Source organism: Anaeromicrobium sediminis (genome assembly GCF_002270055.1).
GTDB classification, from domain to species: domain Bacteria; phylum Bacillota; class Clostridia; order Peptostreptococcales; family Thermotaleaceae; genus Anaeromicrobium; species Anaeromicrobium sediminis.
Map to the genome: position 1 here is coordinate 1 of NZ_NIBG01000028.1, position 24,576 is coordinate 24,576.

The window sequence follows — 24,576 nt, forward strand, 5'->3', positions numbered from 1 at the left end:
GAGAGTAGGACGTTGCTAGTTTAAATAGTAGAGCCAAAACGGATAATCGTTTTGGCTTTTGTTTTGCATTTATATATAATTGTGTTATAATTATATGCGTTGACATATGCAATTTTTTATCTTACAATATATTTAAAAATTCAGTAAATATGAGGTTGTGATACCATGGCTAGTCGTACTTTAAATGAAGATAACGTAGGAATGTCTCTTACATCAAGAATATTTCATATTCTTAGAGAAGATATACTAAATGATAAGTATAAAGAGGGAGAAAAACTAGGAGAAGCTAAATTAGCGGAAGAACTAGGTGTAAGTCGTACTCCTGTAAGAGAGGCACTAAAGCAATTAGAATTAAATGGAATTGTAGAAAATATTCCTAATAGAGGAGTAATAGTAAGAGGTATATCTAAAAGAGATATAGATGATATATTTACTATTAGAGAAGCTGTAGAAGCAATAGCTGCTAGTTGGGCAGTGGAAAGAATAACTGAAGATGAGTTGAAAAAGCTTCAAGAAACTCATGAACTTATGGAATTTTATGCTTTTAAAAATGATATAGAAAAGTTTGCAGAATTGAATACTAAGTTCCATGAAATCATATATGAAGCTACAAAGAGTCGCCATCTAGAGCAGATTCTGAGAAACTTCCAATACTATATGAAAAAAACTAGAAAGAAGTCTCTACAAGTTGAAGGCAGATTAAGCCATACTATTAAGGAACATGAAGAGGTTTTAAAGGCATTTCTAGAAAAGGACGCTGTAAAAGCTAAAGATTCTATTGCTAGTCATATTAGAAATTCTAGAAAAAATGTTGAAGAAAATACTGAGTTATAGGCTACTTCATATGAAGTAGTCTTTTTTTAGTTACTTTTTTCAGTTATAGGAGGATAGTATGAAGAATATTATAGAAAATAAATTGAGGTCAATTGATAGAGTATCCTTTCATGTACCTGGTCACAAGCATGGTAGGATATACAAAAATTATGGACTTAGTAATATCCTAGACTTAGATACTACAGAAATTCCAGGTACAGATAATCTCCATAGCCCAGAGGGGATAATAAGAGAATCACAAATAAGGGCAGCAAATTTCTTTGGAGCAGATAATACCTTCTTTTTAGTAAATGGAACTACTAGTGGTAATCTAAGCGCTTTGATGGCTACTTTAAATCCAGGAGAAAAGGTGCTGGTACCTAGGAATTGTCATAAATCTGTAGTGAGTGGAATGATCATGGGAGGAATAGAACCTGTATATATCATGCCACAAATATATAGGGGCATATCCATGGGAATAGATTTACATACTTTAGAAAATAAATTAAAGGAAGATAGACAAATAAAGGCCATATTAATTACAAATCCTAATTATTATGGTATATGTGTGGACATTCAAAAAATCAGTAAAATAGCTCATACATATGGAAAAATATTAATAGTAGATGAGGCTCATGGTTCTCATTTAACATTGAGTGAGGAATTGCCTATGGATGCTTTAAGTGCAGGAGCAGATATAGTTTGCCAAAGTACTCACAAAACATTAATGAGTTTTACTCAAAGTTCTATGGTTCATGTGAAGGGAAATAGGGTAGATATAGAAAGATTAAGATTTATGCTTAGTATGAATCAAAGTACTAGTCCTTCCTATCTATTAATGAATTCATTAGATACTACCGTAGCCATATTAATAGAGGATGGTAAAAAACTAATAGAGAATCTAATTAGAAATTTAGAGGAATTTTATAAAAAACTAGAGAATATAAACATAGATTATTTCAGTAAGAAAAAATTAAGTACCTATAATGTATATGATTACGATTTAACGAGAATAGTAATAGATATGACTAAATATGGAATAAATGGAAGACTATTAGAAAAAATTTTATATGAAAAATATAATATACAGATGGAGATGAGTGATACAAATCATATAGTTGGAGTGGCTACTATAGGAAACATAAAGGATGATTTTGAAAAATTATATGAAGCATTGGAAGAAATTAAGAATATTTATGGTAGGCAAGAAATAATAGAAGAAAAAAGCATTAATTATAATATAATGCCAAAGGTAGTACTAAATCCCCGACAAGCTGTATATAGTAAAAAGAAGAACATAGACTTTCATAATAGCATTGGATATATAAGTGCAGAGTATATTATACCATACCCACCAGGGATTCCTATATTATGTCCTGGTGAAGAAATAAGTGAAGATATAATAAATCATATTACATTATTAAAAGAGAACAATATAAATCTTACAGGAATGAAAGATACAAGTTTAAAGTTTATACAAGTTATAGAAAAGTAGAATTTGAAATATAATATATAGTATAGTAAAATTTAGGTAATGTAGGGCATTGTTACATATATTTTATGTTCATTTTAATAACTATGGCCTATTAAAAATTAAGGACAGGGGTGAAGTGCATTGCGAAGATTTAGTAGCCATATGATAAGCTTAATTATGATAGCCCTTTTATTTTTAATCTTTTCATTTAATACAATAATTGAATTCGCAACAGACTATCAGTGGTTTAAGGAACTTGGGTACGATAAAGTATTTTTAACTAAGCTTATGACACAATTAAAACTAGGTATACCATGTTTTATAATTGTAACTATAGGTGTATATATTTACTTACTAATTTTGAAAAAATCTTATCATAAAAAAGTACAAAGTAATGTGGCAAGTATAAGTGATAAAAGAGTAAATCAATTGGCTTTAGGAATGTCAGCTATAGTGGCTTTTATGTCTAGTATGACATTGTTGGGGAGTTCCTGGTTTGAAATACTAGCATTTATGAATGCTACTGATTTTAAGGTGGCAGACCCTATTTTCAATAGGGACATAGGATTTTACATATTTAAATTACCCATATTACAACAATTCTATTATATGTCTATAGGTTTCATAGTCATCATGGGTATAGTAACTGTACTATTCTATATATTAATGATAGGAACTAGAAGACCTACTTTATTTAATTCTACAGATGAAGATGAGTTAAATTCAAGAAGGATAAATAGAAATTTTGGAAATAAAATAGACTTAGGTAACGGGAAGCAATTATTAAATATTGCACTTACCCAATTATTAATACTAGGTGTAATCCTGTTAATATTAATAGGGTTAGGATATTTACTAAATATCTATAACCTAATGTATTCCACAAGAGGTGTAGCCTATGGAGCCAGTTATACTGATGTGAATGTGAATATATGGATATATAGAATTATGTCAGCTCTTTCTATAGTATCAGCTGTACTATTAATTGCGGGTGCTAAAAAGAAAAATCTAAAATTAGCCTTAAGTGGACCTGTAATAATGATAGTAGTAAGTGTAATTGGAAATATGGCAGCAATGGGAGTACAAAACTTCATAGTAGAGCCAGATGAATTATCTAAGGAAAGAAAATACCTGGAGAACAATATAAAATACACTCAAATGGCTTACAATATTAATGCAGTGGAAGAAAGAAATTTTAAAGCAACAGACACTTTAACAAGGGAAGATATAGATAAAAACGAAGGAACTATAGAGAATATAAGAATAAATGATTATAGACCTACAAAGCAGTTTTATAATCAAAGTCAAGGAATAAGAAGATACTATCAATTCCATGATGTGGATGTGGATAGATATACATTAAACGGTGAATTAACTCAAGTATTTTTATCTCCAAGGGAAATGAATTCAGCTGAGATAACTGACCAGTGGATAAATAAATATTTAAAATACACCCATGGATATGGTGTAGCCCTATCACCAGTAGATGCCATAACTAGTGTAGGTCAGCCAGAATTATTAGTTAAGGATATTCCTCCTAAAACTAATATGGAAGAATTAAAAATTGATTATCCTCAAATATACTTTGGAGAATTAACTGATAACTACGTTATAACTAATACGAAGGAAAAGGAATTTGATTATCCACAAGGTAATGAAAATGCAGAGACTTTCTATGAAGGAGATGCAGGTTTAAAATTAAGTGGGATGAACAAAATACTATTTGCCATAAAAGAGAAGAGTTTAAAACTTATTATTTCTAATAACATTAAAAGTGACAGTAGAATTTTACTATATAGAAACATAAAAGAAAGGGTAAAGAAAATAGCTCCATTTATATACTATGATAAGGACCCATATATAGTAGTGGCAGATAAAAAATTATACTGGATTATGGATGGATATACTACAAGTTCAAATTATCCTTATGCAGAACCTTATAATAAAAATAAAATAAATTATATAAGAAATTCTGTAAAAGTAGTTATAGATGCATACAATGGTCATACTACATATTACATAACAGACGAAAAAGACCCAATTATTCAGACAATGTCTAAGGTTTTTCCACAATTATTTACATCTGTGGATAAAATGCCTCCTAAAATAAAAGAACACATGAGATATCCACAAACAATATTTGATATTCAAGCTAGTGTATATAGAAGATATCACATGAATAACACGGATGTATTTTATCAAAATGAAGATTTATGGGATATAGCTAAAGAAATTTATGGTGGAAGCGATAAATCAGATATTATGGAATCAAATTATTTCATAATGAAGTTACCAGAGGAAGAAAAGGAAGAATTTTTATTATCCATTCCATATACACCTAAAAATAAGCCTAATATGACGGCACTTTTAATGGCTAGAAATGATGGAGAGGATTACGGAAAATTAATATTATATAAACTTCCAAAACAAAAGAACGTATATGGTCCTATGCAAATAGAATCTAAGATAGATCAAAATACTACTATATCTAAAGAATTCTCACTATGGGGACAAAAGGGATCTAGTTATATAAGGGGTAATTTACTCATTATACCTATAGAAAATTCCCTACTTTATATAGAGCCAATTTATCTAAAGGCAGACAATGAAAACTCATTACCAGAAGTTAAGAGAGTAGTTGTAGCCTATGGAGATAAAATAGCCTATGAGGAAACCCTAAATAAAGCATTAGAATCTCTATTTGGAAGAAGTGGAGAAACAACAGGCCAAGAAATTCCAGATGGGGAATTGCCAATAGATGGAGATAGTATAACATTAATAGAAAGGGCTAATGAAGCCTTCTTAAGGGCAGAAGAAGCCCAAAGACAAGGTAACTGGTCTGAGTATGGTAGATATATTAATGAAGTTAAGAAAATACTAGTAGAGTTAAAGGATAAAGAATAAGAAAAACTCTAATATGCAAATTCATTTGCATATTAGAGTTTTTTTAGTTTATTTGAAATTAAAATATTAAACTGGCCAATAGATTATACACAAATATTATTGGTGGTGATATTAATTTATCTATAATATCTGTAATTATTAAAATTAGGAGTACAAATCTAGAAAAATTATAAATTTTAAAATAGTTCGGACTCTCATACAGATTAAATAGATTTACTATTACATGTGATCCATCTAAAGGTGGAAATGGGAATAAATTAAACACACATAAAACTACATTTATCCAAGCTGCATATTGAAAAATCCTTATGGTGGTGTCAAGTAAGCTTCCCTCCATTATGGAACCATTAGTAGCAAATATTATTTTTATGGATATGAAGAAAAATATTGCTAACAATATGTTCATAAAAGGTCCTGCTAAAGATACTAATACATCATCCCTTTTAGGGTTTTTAAAGTTTCTAGGATCTATTACTACAGGTTTAGCCCAGCCAAAGCCCGCAATTAAAAGAAATATAAATCCAACAAAATCTATATGAGGAAGGGGACTTATAGTAAGCCTTCCCATTTTCTTAGGGGTATCATCTCCAAGCCATACGGCCATTTGGGCATGGGCATATTCATGGAATGATAATCCTATTAAAATTCCAGGTAATAATAATAATTTATCCATTATATTAAATGACATTTCTAATCTCCTTTTCCTAAAAATATTTAACAACCTATTATAACATAATGTATATGTTCAAATATTAATAAAGTATTAATTTTTAAGTGATACTTCTATAAGGGATATCTCCATCAAAATGACGAAATTATACGCTAAGGAATTGAAATTTATGAGATTTTCCCCTTATATTAAGATTTATTTTTATGAAACTTTTTTCATTTTGACTGTGTCTAATATATAGAATGAGATGAAAACATTCATTGATTATATTAAAAAACTGCATTTTATAGAATTTTAACTCTATAACTAAAAAAGGAAAAGGAGCAGATACTTATGAATAAAACAGTAAGAAATTTATTAATTAGTGGTATTCTTATAACTTCCATTGCAACCCCTGTTTGGGCAAGTACTAAAGGAAATGATGCTGATTTGATAATAAAAAAAAATATAATAAACTATGAGATGACTACGAAAACAGCAAATATTAATATGTTTGAAACTCTTCAAGCAAATAAAGTATATAAACATATGAATATGATTAACAGAACAAAAATTGGAAAAGAAATGATTATAAAATTATATGAAAATCCATCCACTGGCTACTTATGGAATGTAAAAATAGACAATCCTGAACTTCTTTCTTATGAAGAAAAATTGGTAGAAAGTGAAATTCCAGAAGAAGATGGCAAAATCGCAATCTGTGGGGAAGGTTCTCATAAACTATATACATTTAAAGCCTTAAAAAAAGGGACAACAAAAGTTACTTTTGAATTAAAAAGAGATTTTGAAGCAGGCAGTGAACCTATTGAAGTAAGAGAATATATTATTGAAGTTAGATAAAAAAGAACTATTTACAAATACTTTGTACTTTAGAATACAGTTACTAGTATTACCCATATAAGGAATTTACATCAATAATATCCTTGTTTTTTTATACTCTAAGGTATCAGTTCAGATAAGCCATGGAATAAATTCTTTAGAGTATAAATTCGTCATTTTGTTGTTGGACACCCTATAAGGCCTAATAAGAAGTTTTACTTAGGATAAATTTATTTTATATCATGTATATTATAAATTTGGCACAATTTACTAACAAAACTAGTCCCTTAAATTCTTCTAAAAAATCGAATTATATAATATGAAAAATATACGGAACCTAGTTTAAGGAGGATATGAAATGAATTTAGCTAACTTTCAAAATAAATTAGATCTAATACAAAATTATACTAGTAAACTGAAAAGAGAAAATGTACCAATCACTACACAAAAAATATTGATAAAAACATATGCAGATGATTTAGAAATTAATCTAACTAATAAAATGATTTTTGAAATACTATCTTATGATTATATTCATCATCTAATTAACAGAATTCATTAATAATTTTATATAAAGTAAAAAGCTCTCCTCAATGTATGAGGAGAGCTTTTAAGGGAGCACAAGTTATATAAAAAGGATGAATCCTACCTTGCTCTTAAAATCTTTATTTCTTCTACAGTCATATGATCTAATCTGGATGCCATACGGGCAAATTCTCGTCTAGTCATCATTCCATTTTTAATTAATAATTCTATTATGGTTGCAATTGCCAATGTATTCCTATAATCAGTTTCCTTTAAATCACCTAATTGAGCATAAACATCTAAATCTAACATTTTACATTTCCCCCTTGAAAAATAAACTTAATATAAGTATGTCCCCACATTTATATTTTTATACTTACTTAGTAAAGAAATTTAGTTCAACAATATAAGTTTTTTAGCATAGAATAATATATACTCATCATATTTCTAAGGGGGGATACTAAAGTATGAAGACCACTAGTCCCATTTCTTATTTATTAAAAACTACCATGTTATTCATAAAGTCACTATTAATATATATTTTTAAAAAGGACGATGAAAAACTAGAAAAAATATATTATGAAATGATGGACTTAGAGATTGATTATATAGAAAATTTTTCAGATGAAGAAGAAAAAAATCAAGTGTATAAACAGAAAATAATAGAATTAGTGGAGCTAGTATCTATAGTAGAACCTAAAGATATATTAAAAATGGAATCTTTAGAAGAAAAAATGTATAAAGGATTAAAATTAAGGGAAAATATAATAAATAATATTTATTTAGAAACCTGGTTAATAAATAATAGACTTTGGTTATATATACTTGAAAGCAAAGGTCATAGGGAGAGGTTAATTCCTATAGATGTGGATAATTTGTACTTAATAAGATTGGACCAATTATATTATGCTTTGAAACAAAAGAGAGTTACGGGTCTTTTAAGATTCTAGAAACTACCATTATTGACAAATAAAGATTAATATGCTAAAATACCTTAAAAATTAATATAAAATACTGTGAAAAGAAATAGTAAATAATTAGATTTCTTAAGAGAGTCGATGGCTGGTGTGAATCGATGTAATCTATTGTTGAATCCATCTTGGAGTAGCCAGCTGAAAAACTTGTAGTAGGCTGTGCCGGTGGCCGTCGATAAAGGCATTAAAGAGGACTAATTAAGTTAGCCAATTAGGGTGGCAACGCGGGATAATAATCTCGTCCCTGTATGTATATACAGGGACGAGTTTTTTTATTTGAAAAAAATAAAATTTAAATATATAGGAGGAAGATGTTATGTTAGATATTAAAAGAATTAGAACTAACTTAGACGAGGTTAAGGCGTTAGTTTCTAGACGTGGAAAGGGCGATTATGGAATAGATAAAATCGTAGAATTAGATAAGGGGAGACGCGAAGTTCTACAAGAGGTAGAAGTAATGAAAAATAGACAAAAGACCGTATCTAAGGAAATTCCTAAGTTAAAAAAAGAAGGAAAAGATACTACTGAAATAATGGCTGAGATGAAAAAATTATCTAGTGATATTAAAGAATTAGATGAAAAGGTAAAAGGTATTGAGGTAGAAATTGAGGAAATTCTATTAGGAATTCCTAATACACCAAATCCAACAGTACCACAGGGAGATACTGATGAGGATAATGAAGAAGTAAAAAAATGGGGAAAACCAACAAAGTTTGATTTTGAATTTAAAGCTCACTGGGATGTTGGAAGTGATTTAGGAATATTAGACTTTGAAAGGGCTACTAAGATTACAGGAGCTAGATTTACAGTATATAGAGGATTAGGGGCAAGACTTGAAAGAGCTCTTATTAACTTTATGTTAGATTTACACACTACGGAGCATGGATATGAAGAAGTATTACCACCATTTATGGTTAATAGGGATAGTATGACTGGTACTGGACAGCTTCCTAAATTTGAAGATGATATGTTCCACTTACCAAGTAAAGACTTTTTCCTAATTCCAACGGCAGAAGTTCCAGTAACTAACCTTTATGCCAAGGAAATATTAACAGGAGGAGATTTACCTGTTTATCATACGGCATACACTCCATGTTTCAGAAAAGAAGCAGGATCTGCAGGAAGAGATACTAGAGGGCTTATTAGGCAACATCAATTTAACAAGGTTGAGTTAGTTAAGTTTGCTCATCCAGAAAAATCTTATGAAGAATTAGAATCTTTACTACTAGCAGCAGAAGAAGTATTAAAGAGATTAAATATTCCATATAGAGTAGTAAAACTTTGTACAGGAGACTTAGGATTTAGTTCTGCAATGACTTATGATATAGAGGTTTGGATGCCAAGTTATGATAGATATTTAGAGATTTCTTCTTGTAGTAACTTTGAAGACTTCCAAGCTAGACGTGCAAATATTAGATTTAGACCAGAAGAAAAGGGAAAAGTTGAATTTGTACACACATTAAACGGTTCTGGTCTTGCAGTAGGAAGAACTGTAGCGGCCATATTAGAGAATTATCAACAAGCAGATGGATCTGTAGTTATTCCAGAAGCTTTAAGACCATACATGGGTGGACTTGAAAAGATAACTAAATAGTAATTAAGAGATGTAGCCATAAATATGGCTACATTTTTTTTTGTTAATTTTTATTAAATGAAAATTTACGAAGGAAAAAGCATACTATTCCTACTTTTGTCCTAATTTTATGATAAAATTATAAGGATAGATAAGATTAAAAGGAAAGATATAGTTGGGGAGATGAAAAAGGAGGACTACAGATGAGAATGGTCCCTATAAGTGCCGTGAAAGAAGGTGCTTTTTTAGCACAAGCATTATATAATGACAAAGGACAAATATTACTATCTAAAGGTGTGAGATTAACTTATGGATTATTAAAAAGAATAAAGGAACATTCTTTTTATTCCATATATATAATAGATGAATATTCTCAAGGAGAGTTAGATGATATCATAAAGCCACAAGTGAGGCAAAAGGCTATAGCGACTATAAGGGCCACTTTAAATACTATAGGTGACCTAGATGATGATAATAAAAATATGTTTGCTAAAAAGACCTTAGAAAAACAAAAGGAACAACAGATAGGGGATATGCAAAAACTTGCTAAAATGATAGTTGACGATATATTCACTCAAAGTGATTTGATGATAAATTTAGTAGATATTAAAAGTATGGATAGCTATACCTTTAATCACAGCGTTAACTCGGCCATATTATCACTAGTAATAGGAATTGGTCATGGCCTTAATAAAAATGATTTGTATGACCTTACGATGGGTATGTTACTTCACGATGTGGGGAAAATGTTTATTCCATCAGATTTATTAAATAAAGAGGGAAATTTATCACAAGAAGAGTTTGAAATTATAAAAAATCATACTGTAAGAGGATTTAATTTCTTAAAGGATAATACGGATTTAAGTAATAAAATAAGAATAATATCTCTACAACATCATGAAAGGGTAGATGGTACAGGATATCCCTATGGATTAAAAGACCCACAAATTTATTCTTTATCTAAAATTGGGGCCATAGCGGAGGTTTATGATGCCATAACATCTGATAGGCCAAATAGGAAGGCACTACCACCTAATGAAGCTGTAGAACTTGTTATGGGAGCTGGAGGAAGATATTTTAATATAGACATAGTAAGAACCTTTGTAAAGAAGGTAAACCCTTTCCCTGTAGGAACGGCTGTATATTTAAGCAATAATTCCATAGGAATAGTAGAAGCTATAAATAGCCTATATATGTTAAGACCCCTAGTTAGAATAGTAAAACAAGAAGGAAAAATAGTAGAACCCTTTTTATGTGATTTAATAAGGGAAAATAATATAGTAATAACTGGGGTATGTCATGAAATATAAGTAAAAGGAAAGAGATGGATGTTTATGAAAAAAATATTAATATCTATATTTGCAATTATATTAGTATTATCATTAGGAGCATGTGGAAATGAAAAAGTTAAAAGTGAAAAAACTGAAATTTCTACAGAAAAATTATCTAAATTTCCAGAATTTAAATTAAATGATTTGAATGGAAATGAAGTAAGCAGTAAAGACTTTAAAGATTATGATATAACAATGATTAACATATGGGGAACTTTCTACTCTCCATGTATAAACGAATTACCCAAATTACAAAAACTAAATGAAGCATATGAGGATAAAAATTTTAGATTAATGGGAATTGTAGTAGATAGGGATGAATATGGAGCTAAGGAGTTATTAAAGGAAAAGGGAATAACATATACGAATTTCCTGCCAAATAGAGACATAGAAGAATTATTAGCTAATTTTGATGAAGTTCCTACTACCATATTTGTAAATAAGAATGGACAAGTATTAAATAAGGTAGTGGTGGGAGGTAAATCCTTTGAAGACTATGATAAAATAGTAAAGGGATTATTGGAAAACTAAAGAAGATTATATGTCATAAGGAGTGATTAGGGATGATACTAAAGAAAAGCATTTATGCAGATATATGCCTTTTGGTAGTAGCCATAATTTGGGGGTCTGGTTTTATAGTAACTAAAAATGCATTAGATTCTTTTACTCCCCATTATTTAAATGGAATTAGATTTATCATATCTTTCTTTGTTTTAAGTATAATATTTCATAAAAAAATGATAAAAATATCAAAGGAAGAATTAAAAGCAGGTATAATAATAGGCCTATTTTTATTTGGGGCATTTGCCACTCAAACGGTAGGACTTCAATATACTACAGCTAGTAAGTCAGCCTTTTTAACGGGAACTAATGTGGTCATGGTACCATTTTTAGTATGGATATTAACTAGGAAGTTTCCTGGTATAAAATCTTTAATAGGGGCTACCCTTACTATGATAGGGGTAGGATTTTTAACCTTAGATGGAAGTTTAACTAGTATTTCTATGGGCGATATACTTACTTTAATATGTGCTATATTATTCGCAGCTCATATATGTAGTATAGGACATTTTGCAAGCAAAGTAGACCCATATGTATTAGCCACATTACAAATAGGGGTTACGGGAATAATATCTTTAATAATAGGTATGTTTACAGAGCCTATGCCAGTTTTTAATAGTAGTGCGGTACCAGGAATGCTTTATTTGGCAATAGTTTCAACTACATTAGCATTTTTAATTCAAAACGTAGCTCAAAGATATACTACATCTACCCATACGGCCATAATATTGGCACTGGAATCTGTATTTGGAACCATATTTAGTGTAATATTTTTAAGTGAAGTATTAAATAAGTTTATGATAATAGGTTGTGGCATAATATTTATAGCCATAATAGTAACAGAAGTGGATTTTACCCAGATAATGAATAGAAAAGCTATAGGGGCAGAGCGACTTTAAAGATTAAATAATAATGGAGGTATTCTATGATAGGTAGTATGAATGTGGCAAGGGCAGCTATAGAGATGGCAATGACCGAAAATAGAGATATAGAGGATAAAATGGTAATAGAATTAAAAAAGAAAAATATTAAGGCCGTGGCTGTTAATATAGGTGGGAATTTAATTGATTCTATACCTAAAATCATAGAAAGGGCCCTAGTAGCATCAAGAAGAACTGGAGTAATAAAGGAGTGCCATGTACAAGATGGTGCTGTTGCAGGAGCTGCTAGAGATGCCATAGTGCAAGTATCTGCCAAGGCTACAGGATTAAATGTAGGTGGTAAAATAGGTATTGCTAGACATGAAGAACATTTAAGTGTATGTATATTTATGAGTATAGGATTACTTCATCTAAATGATGTTGTAATAGGCCTTGCACATAGATCTTTACCAAGAGAATAAAAAGAGAAAAGTTATTTAACTTTTCTCTTTTTTTATTTGTAATATAACTTATTTTCTAATAATAGATTTAAGGGTAAAGGATTTTAATAGGGAGAAAAATATTAAATCTATATGAAGATAGTAGGGGATAAAATGAAAGAAAAGTATAAAATAGAAATTGTAGTCATATTATTTATAATTACTGTCATATATGCAATTTATATGGACTATATAATTAAGTAAATAAAGGCAAAAAATAAATTTTCGAAATATTGACTTTTCATTCAAGTTAATTTATAATGAAAGACATATTTTAGTAGAATGGTAGATGAAATTAAAAAAAGGTAGCATGGTAGTTAGGTAGAGAAATATGGGTAGGAATGGCTCTTTAAATGATTATTTAAAAGAGTTCTATTTACTATTGTCAAAAAACACAACTCTCCTAATAGGAGAGTTTTTTTTGTGGCAAAATTAAAAATTAGGAGGATGGTAAAATGGTAGTTAAAAATTTAAAAATCATAGGAATTTTATTAATTGGATTATTAATATTAGGTGGATGTGGAGCCAAGACAGAGGTGGAAACTGCATCTGAAAGTAAAGTATTTAAAATTGGGGTAACTCAAATAGTAGAGCATCCAGCATTAGATGGAGCTAGGGAAGGTTTCGTAGCTGCATTTGAGGAAGCTGGACTTACGGATAAAATTGATATAGAAGTGCAAAATGCACAAGGAGATATACCTACTACCCAAACAATAGCACAAAACTTCGTATCATCTAAAAAGGATATGATACTTGCCATAGCTACACCTTCAGCTCAATCTGCATTCAACGTAACTAAAGATATTCCCATAGTAATAACAGCAGTAACAGATCCTGTATCAGCAGGACTGGCAGAGTCTTTAGAATCATCGAACACTAATGTGACAGGTACGTCAGATATGACACCTATAAAAAGACAATTTGAACTTTTAAAGGAGTTAGTTCCAGAAGCTAAAAAAGTAGGTGTAATATTTAACACTAGTGAAGCAAATTCAGAAGTACAAGTAAAGATGGCAGAGGAATTGAGTAAGGAATTTAACGTAGAGTTAGTTAAAGTTGGTATTACTAACGTAAATGAAATTTCTCAAAGTTTAGAATCTATTATTAAAGATATTGATGCATTATACGTACCTACAGATAATATGGTAGCATCAGCAATGCCCCTTGTTGCAGAAAAATGTATAGAGAACATGGTACCTGTAATTGGAGCAGAGAAAGCTCACGTAGAAGGTGGAGCATTGGCTACAGAGGGTATTGATTACTTTAAATTAGGATTCGAAACAGGAAAGATTGCCATAGAAGTTATGAATGGGAAAAAGCCAAGTGAAATCAGTATAGCTACTTTAAAGGATACCCAATTAGTTATTAATGAAGATACGGCTAAGAAGTTAAACTTAAACATTAATGAAGATTTATTAAAGAGGGCAGAATTAATTAAAGGTGGGAAGTAGTCATGAATAGTTTTGTGATAAATATATTAGAACAAGGATTCATATTTGGAATAATGGTACTAGGAGTATATATAACTTATAAAATATTAGACTTTCCAGATTTATCTGTTGAGGGAAGTTTTCCATTAGGGGCAAGTATTTGTGCAAAACTACTAGTTATGGGTGTAAATCCAATAATGGCCACATTGGCAGCTGTAGTAGGAGGATTATTAGGAGGAGCCATAACTGCATTTTTACACGTAAAGTTAAAGATAACTAATTTATTATCAGGAATACTTGTAATGATAGGATTATACTCTATAAACTTAAGAATAATGGGAAAAGCAAACATACCCTTATTTTCACAAAGCAATATATTTGATATAAAAGTTCCAAAACTAATAATAATAATGATTATAGCTGTAAGCGTTAAATATATGCTAGATATGTTTTTAAATACGAAATTTGGATTTTTAATAAGAGCCACAGGAGATAACCCTAAATTAGTAACATCATTAGGCATAGATATAGGGGTTACAAAATTTATAGCCTTAATGGTTTCAAATGGTTTAGTTGCTTTATCTGGAGCACTAGTATGTCAATACCAAAGATTTTCTGATGCAGGTATGGGAACGGGAATAATAGTCATGGGTTTGGCTTCAATCATATTTGGAGAATCCATATTTAAAAATCTTAAGCTAATAAACTTAACTACTATGGCCCTTTTAGGAAGTATATTGTACAAAACTAGTGTGGCCCTAGCTTTAAAACTAGGATTCCCACCTACAGACTTAAAGTTAATAACAGCTTTAATAGTTGCAATAATGCTTGGAGTAAACAATAAAAAGATGACCTTTAAGTTTAAGGGCTTCACCGTAGGAGGTAGACAGGATGCTGTGGGTACGAAATCTGTGTAAAACATTTAATAGGGATAGTGTAAATGAAAAGAAGGTATTTGAAAACTTTTCATTAGATATAGAAGATGGAGACTTTATAACTATCATAGGTAGTAATGGAGCGGGAAAATCTACCTTTTTAAATCTTTTATCTGGATCTATAGAAAGTGATGAGGGATCTATGAAACTAGATGGGAATGAGATAATTCACTTAGAAGAGTTTAAAAGAACTAGATTCATAGGTAGGGTATTTCAAGATCCATCCATGGGAACATCCCCTGGTATGACCATAGCAGAGAATTTATCTATGGCATTTAATAAGGGGAAGAAATTTAATTTATCCATGGGTGTTAAGAAAAGGGATATTCCTAAATATAAGGAAATACTAGCCACATTAAATTTAGGTTTAGAAGATCAAATAAATTCAAAGGTAGGCTTACTTTCAGGAGGTCAAAGGCAGTCATTATCCTTAATTATGGCCACAGCCATAAAGCCTAAATTACTATTATTAGATGAACATACGGCAGCCCTAGATCCTAAAACATCTGAAAGAATTATAGATTTAACTAAAGAAGTAGTAGAGAAGAATAATATAACTACTTTAATGGTTACCCATAACCTAAATCAAGCTATTAATGTGGGCAATAGATTGTTAATGCTCCATGGTGGAAAGGTAGTACTAGACATTAAGGGTGAAGAAAAGAAGAAGCTTACTATAGAGGGTCTTTTAAAGAAATTTGAGAAAATACAAAGTAAAAATATATTAAGTGATAGGGTCTTATTTAATTAGGAGAAACGAATTCGTTTCTCTTAATTTTTTTAATATATTTCCTATATATGTTAAAGGGAGTATAATAAAAGGTAATTCCATATAAAAAGGAGAAAAAATATGATTTTAAGTGCCATAGAAAGTGTATTGACCATATTTGTAATGATAGGATTAGGGGTATTTTTAAGTCATAAAAAATGGTTTGATAGGGATACTTCAAAACTATTTTCTAAGCTTGTAATAAATATATCCCTTCCCTGTTTAATGTTTACTAACTTTCTCAAAAATTTTAATAGGGAAATGCTTTTAAGCTCCCTAGGAAAAGTTATAGTACCCTATTTAACCTTATTCATAACTTACGCTATTGCATGTATCATAAGCAAATTATTAAGGATACCAGAAAGAAGAAGGGCCCTATTTCATTGTATGTTTGCCACATCAAATACCATATTTATAGGATTACCCATAAATATAGCATTGTTTGGTGAAGAATCAGTACCATATGTATTATTATATTTCTTTGCAAATACTACAGTATTTTGGACCTTCATGGTTTATAGCATAAGAAAATCATCTGGAAATATAGGTAGTATATTTAGTAAAGACACTGTAAAGAAAATATTATCACCACCCTTAATAGCATTTTTCCTTTCCATATCCTTTGTACTATTAGACCTAAGGGCTCCAAAATTTATGATGGATAGCTTTAAATATATAGGAAATACTACTACGGCCTTATCCATGATGTTCATAGGAATAACCATATATAATATGGACTTTAAGAAATTTAAATTAAACAAAGATGTATGGGCCCTATTAGGGGGAAGATTTTTAATAGCTCCAGCTATAGTAGTGTTAATAAGTATGTATGTACCCTTAGGATCACTTATGAAGAAGGTATTCATATTAGAAGCAGCCATGCCAGCTATGGCTAATACAGCCATAGTTGCTCAGAGATATGATGCAGATTATGAATATGCAGCTGCCTTAATAAGTATAAGTACCATATTTGGACTAATATTTATTCCCATATATAGAGTTCTATTAGGAACGATTAGTTAACAGGTCTGTGGAAAAGTTATTAGACACTTGTACACAACGTATACAACATATATGGGGTTTATAGTAATGAATCACAACTATATATTGTAGATTAAGTTAAAACTATCCACAATATGAACAAGTTGTAAACAGTTTAATGTGGATAACTTCAAAAGTTAATTTTTACCGTATGACGAATCATGTAGAAAGAAATCAACAGATGTTGAAAAAAACCATAAAAAGTGTTAATAAGTAATTTTATGACATGAATTTATCCACAGAATCTAATAAGGGCACTTTATATTTAATGTTTCTGTGTGTAACTTTAGAATATATTAATAGGGTTATTAAATTAATAACCCTATTATTTTTTTATTCTAATTTAAATTTCATAAATGCTTCAAGTGCTTTTTTTCTGTATTAATTGCATTTTTTATAATTTTAATCCTTTCATATGCATATAATGGTAGTGCTTTTTCACCATTATTAAGTATATAAATAATTAAGCAATTACTATTCAATGTAAAAATATCCACAAAAAAGTTACATAAACAAGAATGGGGTGGTTTTTTGGCGAAGTTTAATGTACTATAAAGGTGTAAAGTATGTGTGGATGGGAGATTAAAATGAAAAAAATAACAAAAATATTTTTGATAATCATATTAATATTTAGTACTACATTAAATGGATTCGCGTTGGATTTTCAATCAAATGCTAAGGCGGCCATATTAACAGATGAAGAAGGAAATATATTATATGAAAAAAATGGTGATAAAACATATGCTCCTGCTAGTATAACTAAGCTTATGACTTATTTACTTACTATGGAAGCAAGAGATAATGGGCTAGTTTCATATGAGGACATAGTTACCATAACTAAACATGCCTCAGACGAGAGGGGAGCAAGATATTGGTTAGTTGAAGGGGAAAAATTAACCTTAAAGGAACTGATAGATGCTATGATGGTGGCTTCAGCTAACGATGCAACTATGGCCATAGCTGAATATATAGGTGGAAGTGAAGAAGACTTTGTAAATATGATGAATGAAAGAGCATTAGAACTTGGAATGAACAATACTCATTTTGAAAATCCTAATGGAATGCCTGAAGAGGGTATGGGTAACTTAATGTCTGCAAAGGACATTAACATATTAGCTAAATATACAATAAAGAATTATAAAGAAGAACTTTTACCCCTTACATCTATGAAAACCCTAGTAAATGAAAAGAGAAGGTTTAGAAAAGATAATACTAATAAATTATTGAAAGTAATGCCACAGGTAGATGGATTAAAGACAGGATATACAGATGAAGCAGGATATTGTCTAGTTTCTACCATGCCAGCTAAGGGCTTTAGATTAATAAGTGTAGTTATGGGAACTAATAATGACTATGAAAGGGTAAAAGAAAGTAAATCATTACTGGAATTTGGAGATAATAACTTTGAAAAGAAAAAGGTTATAGATACGGAAAGGGATAAATATACAATGAACTTATTTAATGAAGAAAAAGTTCCTGTAGAAATTGTTCCAAAAGAGAATATTTGGAGGGTAAGTCCTCATAAATATATAAAGAGTCAAAATATAATGATTCCAGAAAATACCTACTGGAAAGTAAAAAAAGGCCAAATAGTAGGAAATTTGGAATTAGAATTGTATAATTCGGAAAGAATAACAGTAGATCTAGTAAGTAATGAGGATAAAACCATACCCCCAGGTGTATTTTTTAGGAATATATTTACCATACTAGGATGTGTAATTAAAAGTGCCATTTTGGGGTTGACAAACTAGACTAGTAAATTTAATATATAGGTATATAATGCGCCCATAGCTCAGCAGGATAGAGCAACGGTTTCCTAAACCGTGTGTCGGAGGTTCGAATCCTCTTGGGTGCGCCATTAAATAGCCTTGTTTTCCTTGATTTTCCAAGGGATATGAGGTTTTTTGTTTTGTGTGGGATTTTCAGTTAGTTGCTAGTTGTTTCTGGAAAACCACAGTTGTCGTCGTCGTTACGACGTCAAAAGGACGTCGGAGTGGATTAGAGTGGAACTAATTTAGTGATAAAAAGAGATTTAGGATCATTAGAAGTGAATCGTACCATAAATCGCTGTGTTTTTTATAATATGTCTCCACATACGACACATGTGGAAGTCATATTGAGACTAACATTGAAAGTAAGTCTATGACTGATGTGACTGAAATATTGTGAGGGAATAAAAGACTGAAAAGGCGATGTGATTGAAATTTATGAAGATATCTAAACTAATAGATATCTTTATTGATTCCAATTTGTCGGGATCAAATAAATAGACTTAATGAATAAAAGGAAGAAATTTATTCATTAAGTCTATTTATGTTTTGAAGATTACTATTTGTGCTTACTCACTATCTGTTAACATGCCGTGTGCTTTAAAATAGGTGATTCCCCAATCGCCCATAGTGTTAATAACAGTATTGAACTTTTTACCTAGAGGTGTTAAAGAATATTCAACTTTTGGGGGAATGACATTGTGAACTTCACGATGAACGACGCCATCAAATTCAAGCTCCTTTAGTTGACGGTTTAATGTTGCTTGAGTACAAGGGATTAGACGGTCTAACTCATTAAACCTTTTCGTTCCTTGTTCTAGATGCCAGAAAATTAATAGCTTCCATTTGCCTTTAATAACTTTTTGTGCCATGCAATAAGGGCACAGCTGAACTTTGACATCATCATTGATTTTACATTCTGAACATTCATATAGATATTTTGGATTCATTGCTCCTCCTTTTTATATGAGAAGGCACTATCATTTAAGATAGTATCAATCATTATTAATAGTATTTACAAGTATGATAGTTAGTGGGATAATTATATCAAATTTAAAGGAAAAATCAAATATATAAAAAAGTAAAGGAGAATGATTATGGAACAAATTAATGTAGTAGCTCAATTTATACAAGAAAGTAAAGTGTTTTATCTAGCAACAAATGGGAAAAATGGACCAGATGTAAGACCAATGGGGATTGTTATTCCTTATAATGAAAGATTGTACTTCATTCTTGCTAAGCCAATGAATCTTAATCAGCAGTTGCAAGAGGATGGTAAAGTTTCAATTTCAACTTTTAATGGTGAAAAGATGTTAAGACTGTATGGAACAGCTGTACTAGATGATTCTGATGAGACGAAAGATGCTTTTATTGACATGAATGAACAAATTGCACAAATGTTCCCGAAAGAAATCATTGCCCCTTACTTTTTGAAAGATGTAAAAGCGAGCATAGGTGCTATGGGTGGTCAAGCTGATAATTATGAGTTCTAATTTGGTGACACAAAAGTGATTAAATGGATCAAAGAAAAAGAAGAAGAAAAAAGATATGTCTTTTATAGAAAAATTGTGCAGGATGATGTTGTATTGGAACCCTCATTAAGAGAATTTTGTGAAGCGAATCAATGTGGTCAATACGGTTCTAATTGGATGTGTCCACCTAGTTTAGGCACTTATGAAGAATTAACTGAAGAACTTCGTTCTTGCGGTAATGGTATCTTAATGCAGATGATTTATCAATTAGAAGATTCTTATGATGTTGAAGGTTGGAGAAAGGCATTAGAAGTGTTCGATTATAAATTAAGAGATATTGCAAATCAGATTTCAAGACATATTCCCAGAGAGGAACTTCTTATCCTAGGCGCAGGTCCATGTAGGTATTGTGAGATTTGTACGATTAAAAATGGTGAACCTTGCTTATATCCAAATCAGGCAATAGCTTCTGTTGAAGCCTATAGTATAGAAGTAAGTTCTACGATTAAGAATGTAGGACTCGAGTATAATAATGGACCCAATACTGTATCGACTGTGGCGATTCTATTAGAGAGATCAAGTACAAGAGGAGATTAAGAATGAAAACTGCTGTTAGATATTTTACACGGACTGGTAATACGAAAAAACTTGCCGAAGTTATTGCAAGAGAAGCTAGTGTTGAAGCTTTGCCGGTTACAGAACCACTTACAGAGGATGTGGATACTTTATTTCTTGCAAGTTCTGTTTACGGAGCAGGCGTAGCAGGTGAAGTAAAAACATTTTTGGCAAATATCGGTGTGCAAGTCGGTGAAATCGTTAATATAAGTTCTGCAGCTATTATTGAGTCTACATATGCTCAAGTAAAGAAAATAGCTGAAAAGAATGGATTGAAAATGTCAACTGATGAATATCATTGTCGTGGTCAGTTTACTTTAATGCATAAAGGTAGACCAAATGCAGAAGATTTACAGGAAGCAGCAGCATTTGCTAAAAGATATTTAAAACGATAGATGGTAATTAGAAGTATTATTATATTTGAAGATAAGCTTTATAGGAGTGAGAGATAAAATGAAAAAATTAGAAACAAGCAATTATAAATTTAATCAACACAAAGCTTGTGAATTTTTTCCTTGTCATGAAGGTATTGATCAAGAAAAGTTCAATTGTCTATTCTGTTATTGTCCTCTTTTCATGTTAGGAAATGAATGTGGTGGGAATTTCAAAATTACAAATGGTATTAAAGACTGCTCATCGTGTACAAGACCCCATGATGAAGAAAGCTATACTTTTATTATGTCTAAGATGAAAAAAGTTATTGAAAAAGGTTCAAAGTTTGTAAGTGATTTATAAGTGTTTTACAATTAAAAAATACCTCGCTAAATTGAAATTTGCCAATCATTTTGATCACAGTTATATTCGAATTATTATAGCATTCACTGACCTCTGGTCAGTGGCAAGCTACCTAGAAGTTTAACTTTTATTTATTCGAAATTCAAGGGACGATTAAATAAGAATGATCACAATTACGAATTAATACAAATACTACTCTAAGATAAAATGAAAGGAGTAGTATTTTGTATGCCTAGAGTAGCTAGAAAGAAAAGTGAAGATAGTATTTTTCACATTATGGTAGAATGGTAGAAACGGGACAGTTAATCGTGGCCATGAATATAAACCTCTAAAATAACCAATAATAAATTTACCTAAGAAAGAGAGGTTAGAATTAATAATGCCACGAGTAGCGAGAGTTAAAAATGATTTTTCAATTTATCACATAATGGTTCGTTCCATTAGTGAAATTGATTTGTTTAAAGAAAGAGAAGATAAATTAAAATACTTTTCTTTAATTAAAAAGTATCAATTAAAATATCAATTTAAAATATATTCATACTGCCTTATGGATAACCATGGCCATCTATTATTAGATTGTAATGGAGCTGATATATCTAGAATAATGCATTCCATAAACTTTTGTTATGCTCAATATTACAATCGTAAATATAAACGCCATGGACATGTCTTTCAAGATAGATTTAAAAGCAAAATAGTAGATACAGATGAGTATTTAGCTATGGTTTCAGCTTATATTCATAACAACCCTAAAGATATAGTAAATACAAAACAAGAAATATTAGATTATGAGTTTTCTAGTTTAAGAGAATATATTAAAAGCAGTAATACATATGAAATACTAAATAAGAATTTTCTAAGTGATATATTAGGTCTTTTTAGTGAATATAATTTTAGATCATATATAAGGTTGGTTTTAAAATGTGAGGATTATGATGAAGAGCTAGATGTGGAGTTTGTTAATGAAGGAACTGAGTATAGGGGATTAAGAGAAGTATTAATGAGAAACAAAGAACCTATTAAAGTGATAGAATTTGTTTGTAAACATGGTAAATTTGAAAAAAATCATGTTTATGTGAAGCACAATAGAAAATATACTCATATAAGAGCTCTGAGCTGTTTTCTTATGAGTTGCTTTTGTAATATTACTCAAAAGAAGATATGCAAAGTTATAGGAAATATCACTCAATCGAGGGTATCTGAATTGAGCTCACTAGGATTGTATTTAGCTTTTAATGACGATAAGTATAAAAATATTATTAATGATTTTTTATTAAGTTCTTAAGCATTAAAAAAAGAATAGTAATACTAAAGGGGTTTATTTTGGTGCAAAAAATTCAAATTCATTTATAAATTAATTATGTAGACCATCACATATTTTTTAGATATGTGATTTTTTATTGAAACAAAAAATATTTGGGAATTCAGGGGCACGATTAACTGTCCCTTAAGATTTTAAGATTTTAATGTAAGATGAAAGTTATGGGGATATAAAAAAAGCCTTATTTTCTTTGACTAACAAGGAAGATAAGGCCTTTACTTATGCCTTAATAAACTCGTCGATATAAAGCAAGAGAAATTGAATAGGATAACCAACCGACAATTACTATAATATCAAAAAACTCTAACATCATTGCTATATTAAAATATCTTATAAGTGCGCTAATTATTATAGTAGTTAATAGTGTAATATTAAAGGCTAGTGAATATGCTCTATTACTTATATACTTTGCCCTTTCATCACTACGTGATTCAAATACCTTCATGCCAATATAAGATTGAGTGAAAAAAACTCCTATTATAGATAGCAATCCACCTATTGTTAAGGCAAAGCTAAAATCAAAAGGCATTAAAATAATGGTTACCAGTATGGTTAATATGGTGTAGGCAATATCAAGATTATTTTTCATAATTATTCCTCCTCATATATAAAAACATTTTCAATAGTAGTATTGAAGACTTTTGCAATTTTAAATGCAAGGATTATAGATGGATTATAGCGACCCTTTTCTAAGGATATTATAGTTTGTCTTGATACATTTACTAATTTAGCAATTTCGTCTTGTGTTAGATTATGTATATCTCTAAGCTGTCTAATTCTGTTTTTCAATAACAATCACATCCTTTGATAGAATATATTACAATGTAAAATCAACTTTACATTGTAAGTGTATATTTAATTTAAAATAATGTCAAGTATACTTTACGTAAAACTAACTTTACATATAAAAATTATAGAAAGATGTATTATATATGAGAAAAAAAGATATAGGCACATATAGGGAAGAGAATTAATGAGAGTTACAATTTATTTGAGTTTGATTTAGGTAATTCTCTGTAGTTTCTCTAACTACGTCGTCAAACCGTCGTCAAAATTGGTGAAAGTGCTCACTCGGCGTCACGGAGACGAGCAAGAGGAGATGGACGTCCTAGGCAGAAATACTGCATCGACAGCAAAAAAAAACTCAGATACCAAATTTCCTAAACCGTGTGTCGGAGGTTCGAATCCTCTTGGGTGCGCCATATATAAACCTCATTTTCCTTGGTTTTAAGGGAAGATGAGGTTTTTTATTTTATATGGGATTTGTAGTTAGTTGTGATTAGTTTCTGAAAAATCTCAGTTGTGGTCGTCGTTACGACGTAGCGTGGGTGGGTTGGAGGGTGCCAGTAATTCTAATGAGAGAGGATTAAATGGAAAATAATCTGGTGATAAGATAAGTTGAGCATAATTAAAAGTGAACTTTATTATAAATATTTTTTATAAGTACTATGTACTATGCGTTAAAATATGGTAAATATTAATTGA

General features: G+C 30.3%; 27 protein-coding genes, 1 tRNA gene and 1 other annotated feature. Of the genes, 23 read left to right on the forward strand and 5 right to left on the reverse strand.

All coding sequences use genetic code 11. The features are described 5' to 3' along the window. Positions 1–165 precede the first annotated feature (165 nt). From CCE28_RS19475 to CCE28_RS19485, 3 genes are all read left to right on the forward strand, one after another. Complete coding sequence (locus tag CCE28_RS19475; RefSeq protein ID WP_095135527.1) at positions 166–834, forward strand: GntR family transcriptional regulator; 669 nt, start codon at positions 166–168, stop codon at positions 832–834. Between the two features lie 58 nt (positions 835–892). After that, positions 893–2,308, forward strand: coding sequence for an aminotransferase class I/II-fold pyridoxal phosphate-dependent enzyme (locus tag CCE28_RS19480; protein ID WP_095135529.1), 1,416 nt, complete (start codon positions 893–895; stop codon positions 2,306–2,308). 141 nt (positions 2,309–2,449) lie between these two features. Next, a complete protein-coding gene (locus CCE28_RS19485) occupies positions 2,450–5,191 on the forward strand; it encodes a UPF0182 family membrane protein (RefSeq protein ID WP_242973035.1) in 2,742 nt (913 codons plus the stop codon). 58 nt (positions 5,192–5,249) lie between these two features. Here CCE28_RS19485 and CCE28_RS19490 read toward each other — a convergent pair whose 3' ends face one another. Then, complete coding sequence (locus CCE28_RS19490) at positions 5,250–5,879, reverse strand: site-2 protease family protein (protein ID WP_095135533.1); 630 nt, start codon at positions 5,877–5,879, stop codon at positions 5,250–5,252. Positions 5,880–6,194: 315 nt separating this feature from the next. On the opposite strand from CCE28_RS19490, the gene CCE28_RS19495 reads away from it, so the two are divergent. Beyond that, entirely contained in the window at positions 6,195–6,701 is a 507-nt protein-coding gene (locus tag CCE28_RS19495) for a protease inhibitor I42 family protein (protein WP_095135535.1), read from the forward strand. Positions 6,702–7,038: 337 nt separating this feature from the next. Continuing rightward, positions 7,039–7,242, forward strand: coding sequence for a hypothetical protein (locus tag CCE28_RS19500; RefSeq protein WP_095135537.1), 204 nt, complete (start codon positions 7,039–7,041; stop codon positions 7,240–7,242). A gap of 83 nt (positions 7,243–7,325) precedes the next feature. Here CCE28_RS19500 and CCE28_RS19505 read toward each other — a convergent pair whose 3' ends face one another. Further along, the gene (locus tag CCE28_RS19505) at positions 7,326–7,517 is read right to left on the reverse strand and encodes a hypothetical protein (protein ID WP_095135539.1); all 192 of its coding nucleotides are present in this window, start codon (positions 7,515–7,517) and stop codon (positions 7,326–7,328) included. Positions 7,518–7,672: 155 nt separating this feature from the next. Here CCE28_RS19505 and CCE28_RS19510 point away from each other — a divergent pair, with 155 nt between their 5' ends. The 13 genes from CCE28_RS19510 (at position 7,673) to CCE28_RS22805 (ending at position 19,325) form a co-directional block, all read left to right on the forward strand. Continuing rightward, positions 7,673–8,155 (forward strand): hypothetical protein, encoded by a 483-nt coding sequence (locus CCE28_RS19510; RefSeq protein ID WP_095135541.1) that lies wholly within the window; start codon positions 7,673–7,675, stop codon positions 8,153–8,155. 57 nt (positions 8,156–8,212) lie between these two features. Further along, positions 8,213–8,428 (forward strand) — a binding site (T-box leader). A gap of 67 nt (positions 8,429–8,495) precedes the next feature. Continuing rightward, the gene (gene serS / locus CCE28_RS19515; protein WP_095135543.1) at positions 8,496–9,773 is read left to right on the forward strand and encodes a serine--tRNA ligase; all 1,278 of its coding nucleotides are present in this window, start codon (positions 8,496–8,498) and stop codon (positions 9,771–9,773) included. Between the two features lie 182 nt (positions 9,774–9,955). Further along, a complete protein-coding gene (locus CCE28_RS19520) occupies positions 9,956–11,062 on the forward strand; it encodes an HD-GYP domain-containing protein (RefSeq protein WP_095135544.1) in 1,107 nt (368 codons plus the stop codon). Positions 11,063–11,086: 24 nt separating this feature from the next. Continuing rightward, positions 11,087–11,614, forward strand: coding sequence for a TlpA disulfide reductase family protein (locus CCE28_RS19525; RefSeq protein ID WP_176461930.1), 528 nt, complete (start codon positions 11,087–11,089; stop codon positions 11,612–11,614). 32 nt (positions 11,615–11,646) lie between these two features. Continuing rightward, positions 11,647–12,543, forward strand: coding sequence for a DMT family transporter (locus CCE28_RS19530; RefSeq protein WP_095135546.1), 897 nt, complete (start codon positions 11,647–11,649; stop codon positions 12,541–12,543). A gap of 26 nt (positions 12,544–12,569) precedes the next feature. Further along, on the forward strand, positions 12,570–12,986 hold the full coding sequence (locus CCE28_RS19535; protein ID WP_095135547.1) for a HutP family protein: 417 nt from the start codon (positions 12,570–12,572) through the stop codon (positions 12,984–12,986). A 473-nt stretch (positions 12,987–13,459) separates the two neighbouring features. Next, the gene (locus CCE28_RS19540; protein WP_095135548.1) at positions 13,460–14,455 is read left to right on the forward strand and encodes an ABC transporter substrate-binding protein; all 996 of its coding nucleotides are present in this window, start codon (positions 13,460–13,462) and stop codon (positions 14,453–14,455) included. 2 nt (positions 14,456–14,457) lie between these two features. Then, positions 14,458–15,351, forward strand: a complete 894-nt coding sequence (locus tag CCE28_RS19545) for an ABC transporter permease (RefSeq protein ID WP_095135549.1) — start codon at positions 14,458–14,460, stop codon at positions 15,349–15,351. Further along, positions 15,326–16,120 carry an ABC transporter ATP-binding protein gene (locus tag CCE28_RS19550; protein WP_095135551.1) on the forward strand — a complete coding sequence of 265 codons (795 nt, stop codon included), beginning with the start codon at positions 15,326–15,328 and terminating at the stop codon, positions 16,118–16,120. Before CCE28_RS19545 ends, CCE28_RS19550 begins: the two co-directional genes overlap by 26 nt. 99 nt (positions 16,121–16,219) lie before the next feature. Beyond that, entirely contained in the window at positions 16,220–17,161 is a 942-nt protein-coding gene (locus CCE28_RS19555) for an AEC family transporter (protein WP_095135553.1), read from the forward strand. Between the two features lie 605 nt (positions 17,162–17,766). Continuing rightward, the gene (locus CCE28_RS19560) at positions 17,767–18,930 is read left to right on the forward strand and encodes a D-alanyl-D-alanine carboxypeptidase family protein (protein WP_176461931.1); all 1,164 of its coding nucleotides are present in this window, start codon (positions 17,767–17,769) and stop codon (positions 18,928–18,930) included. A gap of 30 nt (positions 18,931–18,960) precedes the next feature. Continuing rightward, a tRNA-Arg gene (locus tag CCE28_RS19565) sits at positions 18,961–19,037 on the forward strand. A gap of 159 nt (positions 19,038–19,196) precedes the next feature. Next, complete coding sequence (locus tag CCE28_RS22805; RefSeq protein WP_278277630.1) at positions 19,197–19,325, forward strand: hypothetical protein; 129 nt, start codon at positions 19,197–19,199, stop codon at positions 19,323–19,325. Between the two features lie 192 nt (positions 19,326–19,517). Here the strand turns inward: CCE28_RS22805 and CCE28_RS19570 are convergent, their stop codons facing one another. Then, positions 19,518–19,898 carry a winged helix-turn-helix transcriptional regulator gene (locus tag CCE28_RS19570; protein ID WP_095135557.1) on the reverse strand — a complete coding sequence of 127 codons (381 nt, stop codon included), beginning with the start codon at positions 19,896–19,898 and terminating at the stop codon, positions 19,518–19,520. 147 nt (positions 19,899–20,045) lie between these two features. On the opposite strand from CCE28_RS19570, the gene CCE28_RS19575 reads away from it, so the two are divergent. The 5 genes from CCE28_RS19575 (at position 20,046) to CCE28_RS19595 (ending at position 23,055) form a co-directional block, all read left to right on the forward strand. Next, positions 20,046–20,441: a pyridoxamine 5'-phosphate oxidase family protein gene (locus CCE28_RS19575; protein ID WP_095135559.1), complete on the forward strand. Its 396-nt coding sequence runs from the start codon at positions 20,046–20,048 to the stop codon at positions 20,439–20,441. 75 nt (positions 20,442–20,516) lie between these two features. Next, entirely contained in the window at positions 20,517–21,017 is a 501-nt protein-coding gene (locus CCE28_RS19580) for a DUF2284 domain-containing protein (protein WP_242973038.1), read from the forward strand. 2 nt (positions 21,018–21,019) lie between these two features. Next, entirely contained in the window at positions 21,020–21,430 is a 411-nt protein-coding gene (locus CCE28_RS19585) for a flavodoxin family protein (protein WP_095135564.1), read from the forward strand. Between the two features lie 58 nt (positions 21,431–21,488). After that, complete coding sequence (locus tag CCE28_RS19590) at positions 21,489–21,770, forward strand: cysteine-rich small domain-containing protein (protein ID WP_095135566.1); 282 nt, start codon at positions 21,489–21,491, stop codon at positions 21,768–21,770. A gap of 379 nt (positions 21,771–22,149) precedes the next feature. After that, positions 22,150–23,055, forward strand: coding sequence for a transposase (locus CCE28_RS19595; RefSeq protein ID WP_095135568.1), 906 nt, complete (start codon positions 22,150–22,152; stop codon positions 23,053–23,055). Positions 23,056–23,317: 262 nt separating this feature from the next. On the opposite strand, the gene CCE28_RS19600 is transcribed toward CCE28_RS19595, so the two are convergent. Then, complete coding sequence (locus CCE28_RS19600) at positions 23,318–23,680, reverse strand: hypothetical protein (protein ID WP_095135569.1); 363 nt, start codon at positions 23,678–23,680, stop codon at positions 23,318–23,320. A 2-nt stretch (positions 23,681–23,682) separates the two neighbouring features. After that, on the reverse strand, positions 23,683–23,868 hold the full coding sequence (locus CCE28_RS19605) for a helix-turn-helix transcriptional regulator (protein WP_408607052.1): 186 nt from the start codon (positions 23,866–23,868) through the stop codon (positions 23,683–23,685). Positions 23,869–24,576 lie beyond the last annotated feature (708 nt).

What these genes read in the sequence shown, in the direction of transcription:
- CCE28_RS19475 (WP_095135527.1), top strand. Translation starts at nt 166, where the DNA reads ATGGCTAGTCGTACTTTAAATGAAGATAACGTAGGAATGTCTCTTACA.
- CCE28_RS19480 (WP_095135529.1), top strand. Translation starts at nt 893, where the DNA reads ATGAAGAATATTATAGAAAATAAATTGAGGTCAATTGATAGAGTATCC.
- CCE28_RS19485 (WP_242973035.1), top strand. Translation starts at nt 2,450, where the DNA reads ATGATAAGCTTAATTATGATAGCCCTTTTATTTTTAATCTTTTCATTT.
- CCE28_RS19490 (WP_095135533.1), bottom strand. Translation starts at nt 5,879, where the DNA reads ATGTCATTTAATATAATGGATAAATTATTATTATTACCTGGAATTTTA.
- CCE28_RS19495 (WP_095135535.1), top strand. Translation starts at nt 6,195, where the DNA reads ATGAATAAAACAGTAAGAAATTTATTAATTAGTGGTATTCTTATAACT.
- CCE28_RS19500 (WP_095135537.1), top strand. Translation starts at nt 7,039, where the DNA reads ATGAATTTAGCTAACTTTCAAAATAAATTAGATCTAATACAAAATTAT.
- CCE28_RS19505 (WP_095135539.1), bottom strand. Translation starts at nt 7,517, where the DNA reads ATGTTAGATTTAGATGTTTATGCTCAATTAGGTGATTTAAAGGAAACT.
- CCE28_RS19510 (WP_095135541.1), top strand. Translation starts at nt 7,673, where the DNA reads ATGAAGACCACTAGTCCCATTTCTTATTTATTAAAAACTACCATGTTA.
- serS (WP_095135543.1), top strand. Translation starts at nt 8,496, where the DNA reads ATGTTAGATATTAAAAGAATTAGAACTAACTTAGACGAGGTTAAGGCG.
- CCE28_RS19520 (WP_095135544.1), top strand. Translation starts at nt 9,956, where the DNA reads ATGAGAATGGTCCCTATAAGTGCCGTGAAAGAAGGTGCTTTTTTAGCA.
- CCE28_RS19525 (WP_176461930.1), top strand. Translation starts at nt 11,087, where the DNA reads ATGAAAAAAATATTAATATCTATATTTGCAATTATATTAGTATTATCA.
- CCE28_RS19530 (WP_095135546.1), top strand. Translation starts at nt 11,647, where the DNA reads ATGATACTAAAGAAAAGCATTTATGCAGATATATGCCTTTTGGTAGTA.
- CCE28_RS19535 (WP_095135547.1), top strand. Translation starts at nt 12,570, where the DNA reads ATGATAGGTAGTATGAATGTGGCAAGGGCAGCTATAGAGATGGCAATG.
- CCE28_RS19540 (WP_095135548.1), top strand. Translation starts at nt 13,460, where the DNA reads ATGGTAGTTAAAAATTTAAAAATCATAGGAATTTTATTAATTGGATTA.
- CCE28_RS19545 (WP_095135549.1), top strand. Translation starts at nt 14,458, where the DNA reads ATGAATAGTTTTGTGATAAATATATTAGAACAAGGATTCATATTTGGA.
- CCE28_RS19550 (WP_095135551.1), top strand. Translation starts at nt 15,326, where the DNA reads ATGCTGTGGGTACGAAATCTGTGTAAAACATTTAATAGGGATAGTGTA.
- CCE28_RS19555 (WP_095135553.1), top strand. Translation starts at nt 16,220, where the DNA reads ATGATTTTAAGTGCCATAGAAAGTGTATTGACCATATTTGTAATGATA.
- CCE28_RS19560 (WP_176461931.1), top strand. Translation starts at nt 17,767, where the DNA reads ATGAAAAAAATAACAAAAATATTTTTGATAATCATATTAATATTTAGT.
- CCE28_RS19570 (WP_095135557.1), bottom strand. Translation starts at nt 19,898, where the DNA reads ATGAATCCAAAATATCTATATGAATGTTCAGAATGTAAAATCAATGAT.
- CCE28_RS19575 (WP_095135559.1), top strand. Translation starts at nt 20,046, where the DNA reads ATGGAACAAATTAATGTAGTAGCTCAATTTATACAAGAAAGTAAAGTG.
- CCE28_RS19585 (WP_095135564.1), top strand. Translation starts at nt 21,020, where the DNA reads ATGAAAACTGCTGTTAGATATTTTACACGGACTGGTAATACGAAAAAA.
- CCE28_RS19590 (WP_095135566.1), top strand. Translation starts at nt 21,489, where the DNA reads ATGAAAAAATTAGAAACAAGCAATTATAAATTTAATCAACACAAAGCT.
- CCE28_RS19595 (WP_095135568.1), top strand. Translation starts at nt 22,150, where the DNA reads ATGCCACGAGTAGCGAGAGTTAAAAATGATTTTTCAATTTATCACATA.
- CCE28_RS19600 (WP_095135569.1), bottom strand. Translation starts at nt 23,680, where the DNA reads ATGAAAAATAATCTTGATATTGCCTACACCATATTAACCATACTGGTA.